The 16,323-nt window shown below is 38.7% G+C and carries 13 protein-coding genes; 10 read left to right on the top strand and 3 right to left on the bottom strand.

Annotated features, from left to right (window positions below; all coding sequences use genetic code 11):
• Positions 1–7: 7 nt before the first annotated feature.
• Positions 8–1,729: a cellulase family glycosylhydrolase gene (locus ACM1ND_RS26950; protein WP_418026902.1), complete on the bottom strand. Its 1,722-nt coding sequence runs from the start codon at positions 1,727–1,729 to the stop codon at positions 8–10.
• A gap of 233 nt (positions 1,730–1,962) precedes the next feature.
• Here ACM1ND_RS26950 and ACM1ND_RS26945 point away from each other — a divergent pair, with 233 nt between their 5' ends.
• The 4 genes from ACM1ND_RS26945 to ACM1ND_RS26930 all read left to right on the top strand — a co-directional run bounded on the left by ACM1ND_RS26945 (position 1,963) and on the right by ACM1ND_RS26930 (position 4,575).
• Positions 1,963–2,727 (top strand): class I SAM-dependent methyltransferase, encoded by a 765-nt coding sequence (locus tag ACM1ND_RS26945; protein WP_075155004.1) that lies wholly within the window; start codon positions 1,963–1,965, stop codon positions 2,725–2,727.
• 105 nt (positions 2,728–2,832) lie between these two features.
• Complete coding sequence (locus tag ACM1ND_RS26940; RefSeq protein WP_007433184.1) at positions 2,833–3,000, top strand: CxxH/CxxC protein; 168 nt, start codon at positions 2,833–2,835, stop codon at positions 2,998–3,000.
• A gap of 122 nt (positions 3,001–3,122) precedes the next feature.
• Entirely contained in the window at positions 3,123–4,058 is a 936-nt protein-coding gene (locus tag ACM1ND_RS26935; protein WP_075155003.1) for an AraC family transcriptional regulator, read from the top strand.
• Between the two features lie 28 nt (positions 4,059–4,086).
• Positions 4,087–4,575 (top strand): DinB family protein, encoded by a 489-nt coding sequence (locus ACM1ND_RS26930; RefSeq protein WP_075155002.1) that lies wholly within the window; start codon positions 4,087–4,089, stop codon positions 4,573–4,575.
• 81 nt (positions 4,576–4,656) lie between these two features.
• Here the strand turns inward: ACM1ND_RS26930 and ACM1ND_RS26925 are convergent, their stop codons facing one another.
• Together ACM1ND_RS26925 and ACM1ND_RS26920 are read right to left on the bottom strand one after the other, a co-directional pair.
• A complete protein-coding gene (locus tag ACM1ND_RS26925; RefSeq protein WP_069080183.1) occupies positions 4,657–5,001 on the bottom strand; it encodes a helix-turn-helix domain-containing protein in 345 nt (114 codons plus the stop codon).
• A 59-nt stretch (positions 5,002–5,060) separates the two neighbouring features.
• Entirely contained in the window at positions 5,061–5,408 is a 348-nt protein-coding gene (locus tag ACM1ND_RS26920; RefSeq protein WP_068939283.1) for a helix-turn-helix domain-containing protein, read from the bottom strand.
• Positions 5,409–5,573: 165 nt separating this feature from the next.
• On the opposite strand from ACM1ND_RS26920, the gene ACM1ND_RS26915 reads away from it, so the two are divergent.
• The 6 genes from ACM1ND_RS26915 to ACM1ND_RS26890 all read left to right on the top strand — a co-directional run bounded on the left by ACM1ND_RS26915 (position 5,574) and on the right by ACM1ND_RS26890 (position 16,294).
• The gene (locus tag ACM1ND_RS26915; protein ID WP_075155001.1) at positions 5,574–6,434 is read left to right on the top strand and encodes a DNA-binding protein; all 861 of its coding nucleotides are present in this window, start codon (positions 5,574–5,576) and stop codon (positions 6,432–6,434) included.
• A 151-nt stretch (positions 6,435–6,585) separates the two neighbouring features.
• Positions 6,586–7,065 carry a 23S rRNA (pseudouridine(1915)-N(3))-methyltransferase RlmH gene (gene rlmH / locus ACM1ND_RS26910; protein WP_013312768.1) on the top strand — a complete coding sequence of 160 codons (480 nt, stop codon included), beginning with the start codon at positions 6,586–6,588 and terminating at the stop codon, positions 7,063–7,065.
• 292 nt (positions 7,066–7,357) lie between these two features.
• Positions 7,358–9,397 carry an ATP-dependent nuclease gene (locus ACM1ND_RS26905; RefSeq protein WP_075155000.1) on the top strand — a complete coding sequence of 680 codons (2,040 nt, stop codon included), beginning with the start codon at positions 7,358–7,360 and terminating at the stop codon, positions 9,395–9,397.
• Position 9,398: 1 nt separating this feature from the next.
• The gene (locus ACM1ND_RS26900) at positions 9,399–11,477 is read left to right on the top strand and encodes a UvrD-helicase domain-containing protein (RefSeq protein WP_075154999.1); all 2,079 of its coding nucleotides are present in this window, start codon (positions 9,399–9,401) and stop codon (positions 11,475–11,477) included.
• 966 nt (positions 11,478–12,443) lie between these two features.
• Positions 12,444–13,823, top strand: a complete 1,380-nt coding sequence (locus ACM1ND_RS26895) for a hypothetical protein (RefSeq protein WP_075154998.1) — start codon at positions 12,444–12,446, stop codon at positions 13,821–13,823.
• 686 nt (positions 13,824–14,509) lie between these two features.
• Positions 14,510–16,294 carry a M3 family oligoendopeptidase gene (locus ACM1ND_RS26890; RefSeq protein ID WP_075154997.1) on the top strand — a complete coding sequence of 595 codons (1,785 nt, stop codon included), beginning with the start codon at positions 14,510–14,512 and terminating at the stop codon, positions 16,292–16,294.
• Positions 16,295–16,323 lie beyond the last annotated feature (29 nt).

Here is a 16,323-nt window from a genome sequence, read left to right as displayed (position 1 = left end):
CCTTTGATTAGGATGTCGTTCCCGTTACACGGGTTCCGCTCTTGGTGATCTTGTATGTCACCACATCGCCGCTCCAAAAATGGAACTTCAGCGTGACTTCACCATCTTTTACACTATTAAAAAATTCAGGTAGCAGCTTGATGCCATTGGCATCATAGGCAGGGGCAAAAGTATTGCCAAACTCTTTATAAGGCGTCCAATCCTGTGGACCGGCATTGCCACCATTGGTATAAACGGCTTCCATCGTGGCGAGCTGGCTACCGTGGAATTCTGTTGGAATAGTAAAGGCTTGTGTAGTCCCTTCGACAGCGCTTAATTTTGGGGTATCATACACGACTACTTTGAAGTTCCAGTCTGCCCCCTTGTTAAACTTAGCGGTAATGACGGCATTCTCCCCATATTTACCGGAAGTGGTCAGGCTGGTGAGCAAGCTGGCTTTTAAGGTTAATGTATCTCCGCTCAGCGTATAGTCGGTGCCCTGTGTCAGTTGCCTGTTGTTGACACTGAGTGTTTTCAGCTGATTGCCATTCAGGTTTAAGGTGACCTTGGCATCCTGAGCAGGAGTGCCCTTCTTCAAGTGAATGAGGTCACTGGCTGCATTGGAGGAACGCCCTTTTAGACTGGCTTTAATAACATTAAAGAGCTCAGGATCAGACCATTTGTACGTTGTGCGGTTAAAATGCTGGCCGTTATCCCAGAGTATGCCTGTTATTTTCTTCTCTTTCATGTAATAGGTTAAATACTCGAAGAATTTCAGCTTTTCGCCTTGTTCAATAACGCCTGTATTTTTATCGAAGCCGAGTAGACCGAATTCACCTACAATAACCGGAATACCTTTGGCTACAAAGGTGTTATAGACGTTATCAAAGGTTTGGATGATATCGTTTTTAGTATCTTTATCAAAAGTAGTATGGCCCGCAATATTTACACTGAAAGGCCAATAACCATAATAGTGGACGGTGGCAATCAGATTGGGATCGTTCAGCTTGATTATCGTGTTGTACAGTTCGTTGATTTTGGCCTGAGCAGGTGCGGTGTCCAAGCCAGGCAGAACAAGGGGACGAGTGGCATTCTTACCGCCAGAGGCGCGGACAATTTTATGGAAGGATACATTCAGTTCTTGGAGCATCTGATTCATTTTCGTTTCATCCGTAGTCCCTCCTTCGGAGAAACGGGGTTCGTTAATGCTTTCGAACATCAGCTTGTTAGGCTGATCTTTAAAGCGCTGGGCAATTTGTGTCCATAATGCGTTATAGCGAGCCAGCACCTCATCATGTTTGGGCTCCATATTGCTTACCCACGTCCATGAATCATGATGGACATTAATCATGACGTACAGATTGGCATCCAGCGCCCAGCGAACAACCTCTTCCACACGGTTCATGTAGGCAGACTCAACGGTATAGTTCGGTGCTGCTCCAATGTGTTTATCCCAGGTGACCGGGATGCGTATGCTTTTGTATCCCTGGGCAGCAATTTGCTGGATCAACGCCTGGGTAATACGCGGATTGCCCCAGGCTGTCTCATCCGCCCCGACAGCATCCAGAGAATTCCCTAAATTCCATCCAGGCTGCATGGCTTCCACATACGATTGCATGCTGCTCGCAGCCGCAGCTTGTGGTGCTTGTCCGTCAGATTCGGCAGCAGCGGCAACGGATGCGAACGTAGATAACAATAAGGTGATGGCAAGCGTCAACGACAGCAATGAAACGGGTCTTCGTTTTAACATAACAGGCCCCTTTACAAAGTTATTTTTGAAAGCGCTTTCTAATAAAACACTACCACACTATTTGAATATGGAATACCTGTATAATTCATGTAAAAATCATGTGTTAATTAGATATTTTAATTTTGTAAGCGTTATTATTGAAAAAATACAGAAATGAGTGTAGAATCTATGGCCCTACGTGGATTGTAGTATAGCACCGGATTTGTAAATACAAAAGAAAGAAGGAGATGAATATGAATAAGTGGGACACGGAAGAGGCCATTCGACGCTGGGATATGCATGCAGGAAACTTTACTGCCAAGTACACGGAGGAAGGAGATCGATCTCGCGAAGTACTGCTAAACCCGGCATTGCAAGCCTGTATGGGACCTCTCGGGGGCAAAAAAGTGCTGGATGCCGGCTGTGGCGAAGGCTATCTAAGCCGTAAAATGGCCAGGGCGGGTGCGTTGGTAGAGGCTGTCGATTACTCGACAGAGATGCTGAGGCTAGCCAAAGAGCGAACGCCGTCAGCATTGGGAATTACATATCACCACGGCAATCTGGAAAAGCTGGAGATGTTCGGGGACCAGAGCTTTGATCTGATCGTGTCCAATATGGTCATACAGGACTTGGCTCATTATGAGCAGGCGATTGCCGAAATGCAGCGATTATTAGTTCCAGGAGGCCGCTTTATTTTTTCTATTCTGCATCCGTGCTTCCAGACGCCACAGAGTGGTTGGGTGAAGGATGAGACAGGGAAAAAACTATATTGGAAAGTGGATCAATATTTCAACGAAGGCCCATTGGAGCAAGCGATCCCTTATGATCAGGAAGAAAAGTTTTTGTACTTTCACCGTACGCTGAGCAGCTATGTGCAGACCATTATTGAGGCGGGTTTGCTGTTGGAAGGGATGGTCGAACCCAAGCCGTCTGCCGAAATGTTGGAGAAATATCCCCATTTTCACGAGGACCTGAATGTCACTAATTTTCTTATTTTTACAACCAGACGTCTGGGGTAAAAAGCAAGCCCTTTTCTTTCCGCGTCAAGTGTGGTAGAACAAAAGAAGGCGGTTTTGGCACATCTACAACAGGAAGAGCTTCAAACGGAAAGGGATGCAACTGGAATGTACGTGGTATGTAAAGAGCATGTGGAACTGGCAATTGATATGTTCGTCGATGAATACGAGGATGCACCGGATGTCGTCGATCTTAAGGAAACGAAATTTTCGGATTGGGACCCTCCAGTGAAGTGCAAGGAATGTGAGAACAAAGCAGAGTTTTTGGTCGTCTAAAAAACAAGCACGGGCGTTTCGGGCAGAAACGTCCTTTTTGTATACCAGAATTTTTGCAAAAATACCCCATACATAGAGCTATATTTATTCCCATCACGTGCTGAGACAGGAGTGAACGATGGATGGACCCTTTGCTGCATTCACTATTTCGTCCGCTTCAAGTCAATGGAAGTGATCTCTCCACGTATTATATCGAACAAAAGCCGTCTGCTGCGCTGAAAGCTTACGTGGCCTGTTATTGGGAGTCCGGTCCGGCTAATAGGGTAGTAGAAGAGAATCTAGCAGCTTCGTGCGAAGACACCGCTTTGTTAAGCTTGCCGCATGAAGAAACCATGGAGCGGGTATTACCTGACGGCTGTACGGATATTCTATTTGAATACGACCCGGTGAGTAAGCGTCAGGAACTCTCGTACTGTGGGACATTTACGCAACCGTTTGTGTCTGCCAGACAAGCAGGGTCCGAGACACGCATTTTTGCGGTGCGATTTTTTCCCGGTGGGGCACATTATTTTCACGGTATGCCGACTCATTTGTTTACAGGTGGTAATTATCGCTTGGAAGATCTCTGGCCCGAAAGCATCGCTGTGATAGGTGAGCGCATTATGGAAGCGCAGAATTTCAATGAACGGGTGCGCATAATGGATGAGTATCTTAACCAGCTTCTGCTGCGCCAACGCACGAACGATTGTGACCTGATGAAAAACTTGCTGCATCGCATCTTTGTGAGCGCTGGGAGTGTGGGGGTTAAGGAGCTTGCGGAGCGTGAGGCGATCAGTGAAAGACAGCTTAACCGCAAGTTTGGGCAATGGATCGGAATCAGCCCCAAAAAGTTCAGTGAGGTCGTCCGCTTCCAGAGCGTTCTACACAGTATTCAAAGCGGCGGGGATCTGGATTGGACGGAGTTGGCATTGAAGCACAGCTTTTTCGACCAGGCGCATTTAATCCGCGATTTCCGCAGGTTTTATGGAGATTCTCCGCTTACTGCGGCTAAGGATTTACGGAAGTTGTCCGATTTTTACAATACACGCCCAGAGGCTTCGGCTATACTCAAAATATGAATAAGAATGGCAAAGGAGAGATGTGAATATGAGTGGAACGCTGCAAGTTCGCGATCATCTGCTGAATGAGCTAGAGACCGGAGTACGAACGGGGGAAGCCTTGATCCGTAAAATACGCCCAGAGGATTGGGGCTTTCGCCCGCAAGACAATTTTCGCTCGCTGCTGGAGTTAGTGCATCACTTTGTGCTTATTCCTGCTTCGGATCTTGCGATAATGCAGGAGAAGTCTGAGGGTGAAGTGGGAAGCATTGAAAACAGCCTGTCCGGGGTGGAAGATCCCGAGCGCTTGGCTGCGACTTTCAGGCAGAATTTTGAGGCTTATAAGGCTTACATTCTTTCGCTTAGCGAAGAAGATTATCTGAACCGTTCGACGAAGGCTTTCTATATGGAGCACGGACATTTGCAGGTTCAATGGCAGATTGAGACCTTGACCCACGTATTCCATCATCGTTCGCAGATTTATAATTATTTGAAGCAACTGGGACATGAAGTGAGCTTTTTTATGCTGTACGCTTGAGTATTGTTATAAAAGGTTTGGAGGGCACCTGTGCGGTGCTCTTTTTTGGTTTTATTTATGGTTTTTATAGGGTGGCATGACTTACTTGAACGCCCGTGAAACTTCTTTACTAACCCGTCTGAGAATGCCGATTTGCTCCTCATTCAATCTGCTGGTCAACGCAACAAACTCATCTATCGCCTCTTGCCGAATCGTTTCGTCTTCAGTCATATGTTCTTTGGAAAACATTAATTCACTGATAGACACGTTTAAGGCAGTTAACACTTTCTCCAAGGTATCAATCGAAAAGTTTCTTTCGCCACGCTCTACCGATCCAATATATGCATCATCTAATCCTGAAAGTTCCGCAAGTTGTTGCTGTGTTAGTCCCTTAGCCTTCCGAATCGTTCTAATTCTTTCTCCAACCGAATTCCGTAATTTTGTCATATTAACCACCTCATAACAAGCTTATGGAAGATGAAGTGTAAAAGTCAGGTAGAAAAGAATTATTCAATTCTTTTTTGTTGTAACTCAACTAAAGCAACAATATTTTTTGTTATAGTAGTAAGAATTTCGAGCTCTGTTGTTTCTCTTGAATTTATGAGTAACATAAGTTCGTTTATGATCTGTTTTCGATCCGTATTTTCATCGAATTGAAAAAGTTCAAAGGCTGGAACGTTTAATGCTAGAATTATTTTTTCCAACGTCTCCAATGAAATATTTCGATCTCCACGTTCTACTCCACCCATATAACTGTAATGAAGTCCTGCTGCTTCTGCCAATTGTTCCTGTGTCCATCCTTTAGCTTTTCTTAGTTCTCGTATTCGGTTTCCGACACTTTCTGGTAAACTCATGTAATCACCTCCACTTAAGGTTAGAAGAGGAGAGAATATCGTTACAGACCATCTTATACAAAATAAATACATATAAAACTGTACTTTTAAGTACTATTTATATTGACCTCCTTTTTCACTTTCTATACAATTGGTTATGAATGGAAATACAAGGAGGGGCTACTCTTGAGAACTTCTATCCTGAAATCACTTAAACCGGACATCATTGTTGAAATGTTAGAGATGGCTGTGGTTTTTGAAAATTGGAAAAAGGTGATGGAGACGGCAGATATTTTGTACCAATGTGTACAGCGTATCTATGAAGAACGGCAGTATCATAAAGCAATGAAGTTATCCATCCCGCATGTCAATTTAGAACGTCCGTTGGTATACTATTTTGGTTTCAGTCACCTGATGTGTGGAATGGCTCACCAAAACCAGGGTGCATATGAGCAGGCAAGGGAGTGCATCTATAAGTATGCTGAGCTGGGGTGGATGGAGGATTTAGAGAAAGAAGACATTCAGGTTGTCGAGGAATTCAGGTTTTTAGCCAAAACTAATTTATATGCAGTAGATATTTTGTCTGGAAATATAGAGCTTGTCGAGGAATACGTAGCCTTTTTGCAGGATAATCTAGAGGAAATATTACCGGGGCTGAATACTATATTACAGGCAGCGCTTATGTATCATTTGGATGTAGGGGATATTTTACATACGTTTGCAGAGCAGATTGATGAATTCGGGAGTTATGAAGACGCGAAGAGCATATCTTACTATTATAGCTACTGCTATCACTTGGCTTTATACTATCGGAATTGTGGCAGATTACAGGATGCAGTGGGAATTACTGTACGGGCGATGCAACTAGCCGATCAGTCGGGTAACGATCGTAATTTCAAGAAATGTACAGCATTGTTTGAATCATTACGGGAGTCAGCGACAGCGGAACAAATCAGCCAATATCGACAGATGCTAATGCAGAGTCTTGATGAATACGAAACGGATAGGCATTTCATTGTGAAGAGCGTAATGGATAATCCGCTATGACCTGAACAGGGAATAGGCTCGTAGTGGAGAGGAAATAGATAGGTAAGAGGAGTTTCAGGTGCTAAAATAACTATGTTAAAGGTATGTTTTTAAGTTAGGGATCGTAAATACGATTTTACATTATTATTCGACATAGATAGGGGTATGGAATTTGTTTATTCAGCTTATAGGTGTGGGCAAGTTAAAAGAGAAGTATTTGGTCATGGGAATTCAGGAATATGCCAAACGGCTAGGGCCATACATCAAGTTTCAAATGATTGAGGTAGCGGACGAAAAGGCTCCCGACACACTGAGCGAAGCGGAGGTTCGACAGGTCAAGGAGCGAGAGGGAGAGCGCATCCTTGCTCATGTGAAAAGCGAAGCACATGTCATTGTACTCGCCATCGACGGCAAACTGTGGAGCTCGGAAGAACTCGCAGAGGAATTGGACAAGCTCGGCACTTACGGCACAAGCCATGTTGTCTTCGTCATTGGCGGCAGTCATGGTCTCTCTGACGAAGTCCTCCGCCGCGCCCAGCAGAAGCTGAGCTTCGGACGGATGACCTTGCCACATCAGTTGATGCGATTGGTGCTGGTGGAACAGATTTATCGGGCGGTGAAGATTAATCGAGGGGAACCGTATCATAAGTAGGGCGAAAAGTAGAATTGTCAAGGCAGTGTGCATTTTCTACTTAGTAGAGATGGAAAGTATTTAAACGAGATAAATTATAGTTTGGAAATCCCGATCGTGACCGATTGGGATTTTTTGTTTGAAGGGATAAATTACCACAATTTTATGATAAAATGAGTTTCAGATAATCACATAAACATGTGCAGGCAAATTCCTTCCAGTAATTTTAGTATGAGAACGCTAGATAATTATATGTAGGAATTTTAAGATTTAAATATAAGGTAATGAGCAAAAATATTTAGGAGGAAACTTAATGTATTTAAAGAGTTTAAGAATCAGCAACTTTAGAAAATTTGGTTTTGAAAACAATAAAATAGAATTTGTTGATGCAAAGAGTTATCAGGAACAGATAAAGAGTAAGGAAATAAATATAGCACCAACTACTACGTTATTAGTTGGAAAAAACAATTCTGGTAAAACAACAATTATTAATGCATTAGATAAACTAATAAATAAAAATGGTGCTTTTAAAGCGAATGATTTTAATTATTCATATTTAAAGGGAATATTAGAGCAGTATGAAAAGTATACTGAAAAAGTTGTTACCCCATATTTACAATTTAATATAGGTATTGGAATTGAAAATCATAGCAATGATTTGATTACTAATCTTGTCCCTTTTATGGTTTTAGATGATTTAAATAAGTCTGAATTAGAAATAATTGTAAAATTTGAGTTGGAAGATGAAGAGACTTTTATTAGAGATGTTAAAAAAATATTTACCAAGAAACCTGAAAGTATTAAATTCAAAAAGTTTCTAGAATTAATTGATGAGACACGATTTAAGATTAATTATTACAATACTAATGGAGAAATCGTTAACAAATTTAATATCAGTAATTTGATTGAATTGAGAGCAATTAAGGCTAATAATATTGAAAATGAGTACAGTCTTTCGAAAGCGTTTAGCACAATTATTAAGTATCGTTTTAAAACATTATTTGAAGAAGGAGAAGAAGAGCTTGACACAAACTTGAATGTTATGAATACGAGACTTAAAGATATAATTGATGAAAAACATACAAAAGGTATAAATGCATCTTTAGGGAAAATTGAATCAGTAGATAAACTAAAAGTATCATTAAGTGCAGATCTAACTTTTCAAAAATTGATAAATAATTTAATCAAGTATGAATATATAGAACAAGATAGCAATATTCCAGAGAATCAATTTGGATTAGGATATACTAATTTAATGATGATTATAGCGGATTTAATTGACTACATGGAAAAGTATCCGGAAGATTCCTTTAACAGTAGAGTAAACTTAATTTCTATTGAAGAGCCTGAAACATTCATGCATCCACAGATGCAAGAACTGTTTATAAAAAATATAAATGATGCAATAGCGTCCCTACTGGAAAGTAAAAATAAAAATGTAAATAGCCAGCTGATAATTACAACACATTCATCACATATACTGAACAGCAAAATTCATAACGGTAATACGTTTAATCACATAAACTACGTAACGGTAGTCGATCATCATACTCATGTAGTAAATCTACATGATAATATTATCTTACCTAAAGAAGATTCGAATAATAAGGATAAGGATAAGGAAAGAGAGAACAATCTTAAATTCTTAAAAAAACATATTAAGTACAAAGTGTCTGAGCTATTCTTTTCTGATGCCATAATTTTTGTTGAGGGAATAACAGAAGAGACTCTTATTAAGTATTATATTGATCAGACAGAAGGATTGAAAAAATACTATATATCCATTTTCAATATAGATGGAGCGCACGGACTTGTTTATCATGAATTGATAAAGTTGCTGAAAGTTCCAGCGCTTATAATTACAGATCTAGATATAAAAAGAGAGAAAAAAGAAAAGGAAACATTTGTACAAATTAGTGAGATAAATGATAGAGTAACAACCAATAAAACAATTAAGAAATATAATAATAGTTCTGATAAACTGGTGAATTTGCCTAAAAATTTTGAAATTAATAACTTGTATTTAGCATATCAGGGGTTGATAGAGGGATATTATGCAACAAGCTTTGAAGAAGCGTTTATTCTAACAAATTATAAAAATCCTCTGGTTAATAATGTATTAAAAAAAATGAAGCCAGAAATTTACCAAGAGATTTTGGGTGAAGATACTAGTTTTGATAAAGTTAAAGAAAATTCGTATAAGCTTCAAAGAAAATTATCAAATAATAAAAGTGACTTTGCTAATGAATTGCTCTATAAGTATATAACAAGCGATATAGAAAAACCCTCTTTACCCGAATATATAGAAAACGGATTTTTCTGGTTAACTAAAAAATTGGAAGGGGAGAAGTAAGATGAGTTTATCAATTATATCTCCATCTAATCGAGATAAAGAAAACCAGTCATTATATGCTATTACTGGCTCTATAGATAATAATGAAAGTATTATATTTAATTCTGGTGCTGGTGCTGGAAAAACATATGCCTTAATTGAAAGCTTGAGATATGTAATAAAAAAGTATGGAAAGACTTTAAGAGAACATAATCAAAAAATTATTTGTATTACATATACAAATGTTGCAACAAAAGAAATAAAGGAAAGACTAGGGAATTCAGACTTAGTATTGGTTTCAACAATACATGATAGAATTTGGGATCTTATAAAAGATTACAAAAAAGAGCTGGTGATAATTCACAAGGAAAGATTGCAAGAAAGTATTGATAGTTTAGAACGAGATCTAAAAGAGAAATATGTGAAATTTCAAGAGTTAGATGCTGTGGAAAAACAAAATTTTATAAAGATAATGTTAGATAACAGAGAATTATATTATAAAAATTATAACTCTAACGCAGCTGGATTAAGAAATTCATTTCAAAATATATTGAGTGATTTCTCTAAAACACTAAATAACATTGCAGAATTTAAGAATTTAGCAATGACTATATACAAAATAAACGATTACAATAATTGTAAACAGAATATTGATTTAAATGAAAAAAAATATAGGTCAGTGGTGTATAACTCTATGTATAACAGAGATCAACTACATAAGATGAGAATTAGCCATGATACTTTGTTAGAATATGGTCTGCAGATAATAGAGAATTATGATCTTCTAAAGCAGATTATTGTTGATAAATATCCTTATATTTTTATCGATGAGTATCAAGATACTAATCTAAATGTAGTAGTAATTATGAATTATTTGCAAAATTATGCGAGGAAAATTGCTCATAGCATTTTCATTGGATACTTCGGCGATACTGCTCAGAACATCTATAACTCGGGTGTTGGTAGAAGTATAACTGAACTTCATTCAAACTTAATTTCAATAGACAAGGAGTTTAATAGAAGGTCCACAAAAGAAATTATTGAGGTAATAAATAGAATTAGAAATGATGGTATGAAACAAGTATCAATCTATGATGATTGTGAAGGTGGCAGCGTAAAGTTTTATACCGGGAGTTGGAATGATATAAATGACTTTATAAAAAAGTATGAACATCAATGGGAAATAACCTCGCAAAATCAACTACATTGCTTAGTATTAACAAATGAAACTGTTGCGAAGTACAGCGGTTTTGAAAACATATATAACACATTTAAACAAACCAATAAATATAGTGGTAAAAACTATGATCTACTTAATACTGAACTTCTGAGTAACGATTTAATAAAGCTCGGTGAAATTCCAAGATTATTATTCAAAATAATACAATTAAAAAGTAATCTTAATAATCCAAGTACTCCACTTATTGATATTTTGCAAAATAATATATATGAAGATATGAACATTATAGATTTAAGAGTACTAATCGAATTATTGAAACAAAATAAAGGGGAAACAATAGGAGAATATATAGAAGCAGTTTCATTAAATTATCACAAAGATGATAAATGCGAAAAATATATGAAAGTAATAGATACAATTTTTGACTTTGAAAGTGTCTCAATTGATTTATTTAAAAATCTTCTTTTAGAAAAATTATTCCCAAATATACCAGACGATGAAATAGATAATGCAAACGGAATTATACAGAGACTACTGGAGATTAATTTGTATGAATTTGAATTGTGGTATAAGTATGTTTTAAGCAAGCATGATGGTAATATAATTTATCATACTTATCATGGGACAAAAGGACTCGAGTTTAAGAATGTTATCATTATTATGGAGAATGCTTTTGGTAGAACTAATAATTATTTTAATTTCTTTTTTGAAAATTACATGATTTCACAAACTTTAGAAGATGAAAATAAACAGAAATTTGAACAAATACAAAATTTGTTATATGTTTCTTGTTCTAGAGCAAGAAACAATTTAAGAGTTTTATATATTGATGATATTTCCAACTATAAAATTAATATTGAAAAGATATTTGGAACGACAGATCAATTTAAAGAGGTTTACAATCAAAGCACTTCATTATAAAACATTATTCCTATGACCGAAAATGGATTTGAAAGAAAACAGTCAAAATGAGGCCTTCTCACGATTAAGAGGAAGGCCTATTGTTTTTTGTAGACTAGCGATCGATTTAGAGTCTAATTTTGACCTATAGATGTTACGCTGAACCGTATCATAAGTAGGGGCAAGTTTTTTGGAGAAAAACTCGCAGGAGCCTGTATTTTCAGCATGATAACTGTAGGAGTGGGTTAGGTCACACTCCGGTCAGAAAGGTACGTAAATACCCTTCTGTGAAGTTTTTACACAGTATAACGATTGGGGAGTTGAATATATTACGAGATATAGCAATCTCTCCTCTTCGACTATACTTCTTATTATTAGATTTAGCTAAGTCATCATAAAAGCCTCAGGTTATTTAATTTCCTGATGATAACTCTTCTGTATTAATTATGAATGTTTCTCTATCTTTAACATCAATTTCATTGACAACTTTGTATACTCGATTATTACACAAGGAATCTATTTGGAATTGAATAATCACAATGACTTCTATCGGGTAGGTACGCTTCGTTCAAACCTTTATTCAGAGTGATGAGAAGCTCAAGTCATATAATTACCTAAGGTTCAGAAAAAAGGGGCTAGCCTCGCTTTCTCAGGTAATACAGGTGGTCTTTATAAGTGGGATGTCGAAAACGAGTTTTTATGCCTGATACGCTTAGAAAATTTAGATGTTTGGGAATTGAACGCAAGACATAGTCGTACCTAAAAAGAAATATTATTGCACACACTTAAGAGAAGAAGGGGATTTAAGGGGAAGATTAAAATATAATTGAAATAAGTGAAAGTATAGCGGAAACAATCAATTTTATTAGATGTAGTATTGTTCATTTGAAATAAATACATATTCTGTCGTTAACTAATCCTACTTTACGTATTTAAATATTATTTGAATATAAGAGGGAAATCTGCGGAGAGAGAGGGGAAAAGGCAATGCCGACAATGGCAAACTCATCAATACCAGCTCCAAGAGAATGGAATGAATTTGAGGATATAGTTGCTAGTTGCTTACGGATACGCTGGGAAAATAAAAATTTGAGTAGAATTGGAAGAAAGGGACAAGTTCAACACGGTGTTGATATTTATGGCAATGATGATTTAGGAAGAAAGGCAGGCGTGCAGTGTAAACTAATAGAAGGGGAATTAAACTTGAAAGTTGTAGTCTCAGAGGTTTTAAAAGCTGAAAATTTTGTTCCTTATCTGGACATATACTACATAGCAACAACAGCATCTCGTGATGCTAAACTCCAGAGAGACATACGTATGCTATCTGAACATCGTAAAGAGGAACATAAATTCCCCATACAAATGCTGTTTTGGGAAGATCTTATTCAAGATTTAGCAACTGATCTTATGGAACTAAATAAGCATTACCCGGAATTGAATTTGAGAACGGACATTGAAAAAAATAAAAGAAGATCAATTCAAATAAACAATAAGATTATCAAACTTTTTTTAATTTCAGTTTTATTAATATTGTTATACATTTGGCAACCCGTTTTTATAAGAGATGTACTAAATTACAGTAGTATTATCTTGTTTGAAAATCTAGTGGGTTTAATTTTATACTCTATTTTAATTGGTTTTATAGTTATTGTACTAAGGATTAGCGATTCTAAATTTAATAAAGAAATAAAAGAGAGTTACCAGCCCAAAATATATGAGTCAAAAGAAAAGACGCCCATATCAACTAAAGTATTTGATGATAACTTTTTAGATAATGGGGAGTGGAGAGTTTTGCGTGAAGTACGCATTCTGAACACTACTGGCTATGATATAAAAAATATTGTAGGCAAGGTAATTTTTTATGATAATCATTATAAAGTAGATGAAATCCCCTTTATTGAGGATGTAATTCTATCACGAAAAGGTATAAGAATTGATAAACTTGTTGAGCATAAAAAGGAAGCAAACTGGAATGAGTTCCATACCGAGATTATCTCCATGGAGTCAAATAAAGGGCCAGAAAAAAATATCAAGATTTATGGGACATACATTATAAGAACTCATTTCTTGTTACTTAATCGGTATAATTATATAAGGGTTTTTGGTAAACGCATTTTGCCTTATGAAATCACCTGGCTTAGGAGTGCAGGTAATGATTTATGGGACAGACTAATGTTTATGCCATCCAGTTGGGGTGCAACAGGCATTAACAAGGGTTTATTTTGGATTCGTTTAAGAAGGCGTCTCATGCAGGTAACGGCTATTCTTTTGTTAGTATGTTGTTCGGCTTATACTATAGGTAGCTTTATCATTATGGTTATTAAGTTAGTAGTATGCTGGTATAACTTAGCTACTGTATATTTTTAAAGCATGTTTGTTATTTTTAAGAGGTAAATTGTTGATCGTTGTTAAAAATTGTCCCTATAAGATACGAAGCTGGAGGCGGAGTAATTCAAATCTAGCATGGTGACCTCATCGAGAACGAGCCCTGTGACTGGAATAAGTAGCAGCTCGCTAAAATTAAAGCAAAATCAAGAAAGGCAGAAGACTAAGGCTATGTAATTTAAAGATTGACTATCCTTTATAAGCAGGGTTATTCCAAAGACTTGCCGTTACAGCCAGGGCGGTGAACCGTATCACAAGTAGGGCGAAATTTACTCTACTCTATTTAGACTTTATCAATGATACATATGGAGGGATGACCTTGAGATACAGCGAGTACATTCGCCTGAAAACAGGTAGATACCAATCTGTAGGGTATGAATAAGATAAAATGAGACGAGTCCTGCGGATGCGGGGCTTTTTGGTGTGAGTGAAGAAGAAAATTGGTCAGCGACTTATCACATATTAGGGAATAAGTGGGCGTGTTATACTTGACATTAACTTTGCTTAACATAGTACCGGAAGAGGTGGAAACATGTAAGTCTTAGCCGCAGAATACAATATTCGAATTATCCCAATAAAATATAACGCAGCCTGCTATACGTTCGATATGGCCGGTTGCCGGGATACGTATAGCATCGCTTGTGTTTACGATAAGGAGATTAACGGCGATGAACTTAACATGGGACTTGGAGAGTCTGTATTCCTCATTCCAGTCGGAGAAATATCAAAAGGATTATAAACATGCAGCAGAGCTTGCAGATGAACTTGGTGCGAGGGCAAAGCTTCATTTACACACTCAAGAGAAGGCTGCGATTCTAACGGAAGATTTTCTTAGGCAATATAATGCATTCAGGAGCGTGTATCTGTGCTTATTCAGCTATGCAGAACTGGTATTCAGCATTGACAACGGGAATACAGAAGCTGCAAATCAGATGGATGTATTGGAAGAAATGGCCGCGGGTTCCGAAGAAGCTCTAGCAAGTTTCAGCAAATGGCTGGCAAGCATGAGTGGGGAAGAGCTTGATACTATTATTGGCTCGGGTGAGTATGTGGGTCGGCATGCTTTTTATTTGCGTCAGCTGCAGCAGCAGTCAAGGTATTTGCTCAGTGAAGAAGCTGAGACAGTCATTGCCCGGATGCAGCTTACCGGCGCCAAAGCGTGGGAGAGGCTGTACATGAAGATACAGTCTACCTTGCGTGTAGAGGTGGAGATGAAAGGGGCAGCGCATCAGCTGTTTTTGACGGAGCTGCGCAATCTGGTGTACGACCATGATTCTCAGGTTAGGCAGGCGGCATATGAAGCGGAAGCCAAGGCTTGCCGCAGTGTTGCCGAACAGAGTGCGGCTTGTCTTAATGCGGTGTGTGGAGAGGCGATAGGAATCTATGAGCTAAGAGGGTACAAATCGCCGCTGCATAAAGTACTGGAGACCTCACGTATGGATCAGGAGACGCTGGAAGCAATGCTGCAAGCGATTAAGGAGAGCCTGCCTGCCTTTCATCAGTATTATCTTCACAAAGCAAAGCTTCTGGGCCACGCAGGACCACTCCCTTTCCATGATATCTTTGCTCCGGTTGGCGATGATTCTTCCGTCAAAATTAGCTATCCGGAGGCACGAGAGCTTATTGTTGCCGGGTTTAACTCGTTCAGTACAGAACTGGGTGCGTTCGCCCGCAAGGTGTTCATCTCCAGATGGATCGATGCGGAGTCACGGGCAGGAAAAGGGAACTTTGGCATGTGCATTGATATCGCACCAATCCAAGAGAGCCGGATTATAACCAGCTTCACCGGGAGCTATATGGATGTTGGTGTACTGGCGCATGAGATTGGTCATGCCTACCATAGCAGCTGTCTTGCCGGAAAGACTATGGTCAATATAGATTATCCGATTCCGATTGCCGAGACGGCGTCGATCTTTTGTGAGGGTCTGATTAATCAAGAGTTACTGCTGAGTGCATCGGAAGGAGAAGTCTTGCCGATCCTGGAGCGGAGCCTCTCGGATGCCGGTTATTATATCGTTGATTTCTATGCCCGTTATCTGTTTGAAAGCCAGCTTTATGAGCATAGGAAATCAGGCTCGCTAACGGTGGAAGAACTGAACAGCCTGATGCAGGATGCCATGTCTGCGGCCTATGGAAGCAGTATTGACCCGGATTCTATTCATTCCTACCAGTGGGTTAGCAAGGCTGGTTATTATATGACAGGCAATGAGTTTCTGAATTTCCCGTATTCGTTCGGGCTGTTGTTCTCTAAAGGGCTATTCGCGCAGTATAAGAAACGTGAAGGCGGATTCGCCGAGCAATTTCAAGCCTTCCTGGCCGCCAGCAGCACCACCATGGTTGCAGATGCCGGGCAGTTAATGGGTATCGATGTGCGTTCACCAGAGTTCTGGAGGGATGCGCTGGCCTTGATTGGGGAAGATATTCAGCGCTTCGTTGGGCGTTCTGAAAAATAATAACAACAGGAAATGACAAGCATTTAGTA

Origin of the sequence: Paenibacillus sp. JJ1722, from assembly GCF_048282685.1 — a bacterium.
Classification (GTDB): domain Bacteria; phylum Bacillota; class Bacilli; order Paenibacillales; family Paenibacillaceae; genus Paenibacillus; species Paenibacillus polymyxa_B.
This window is presented reverse-complemented; position numbering and strand designations above follow the sequence as displayed.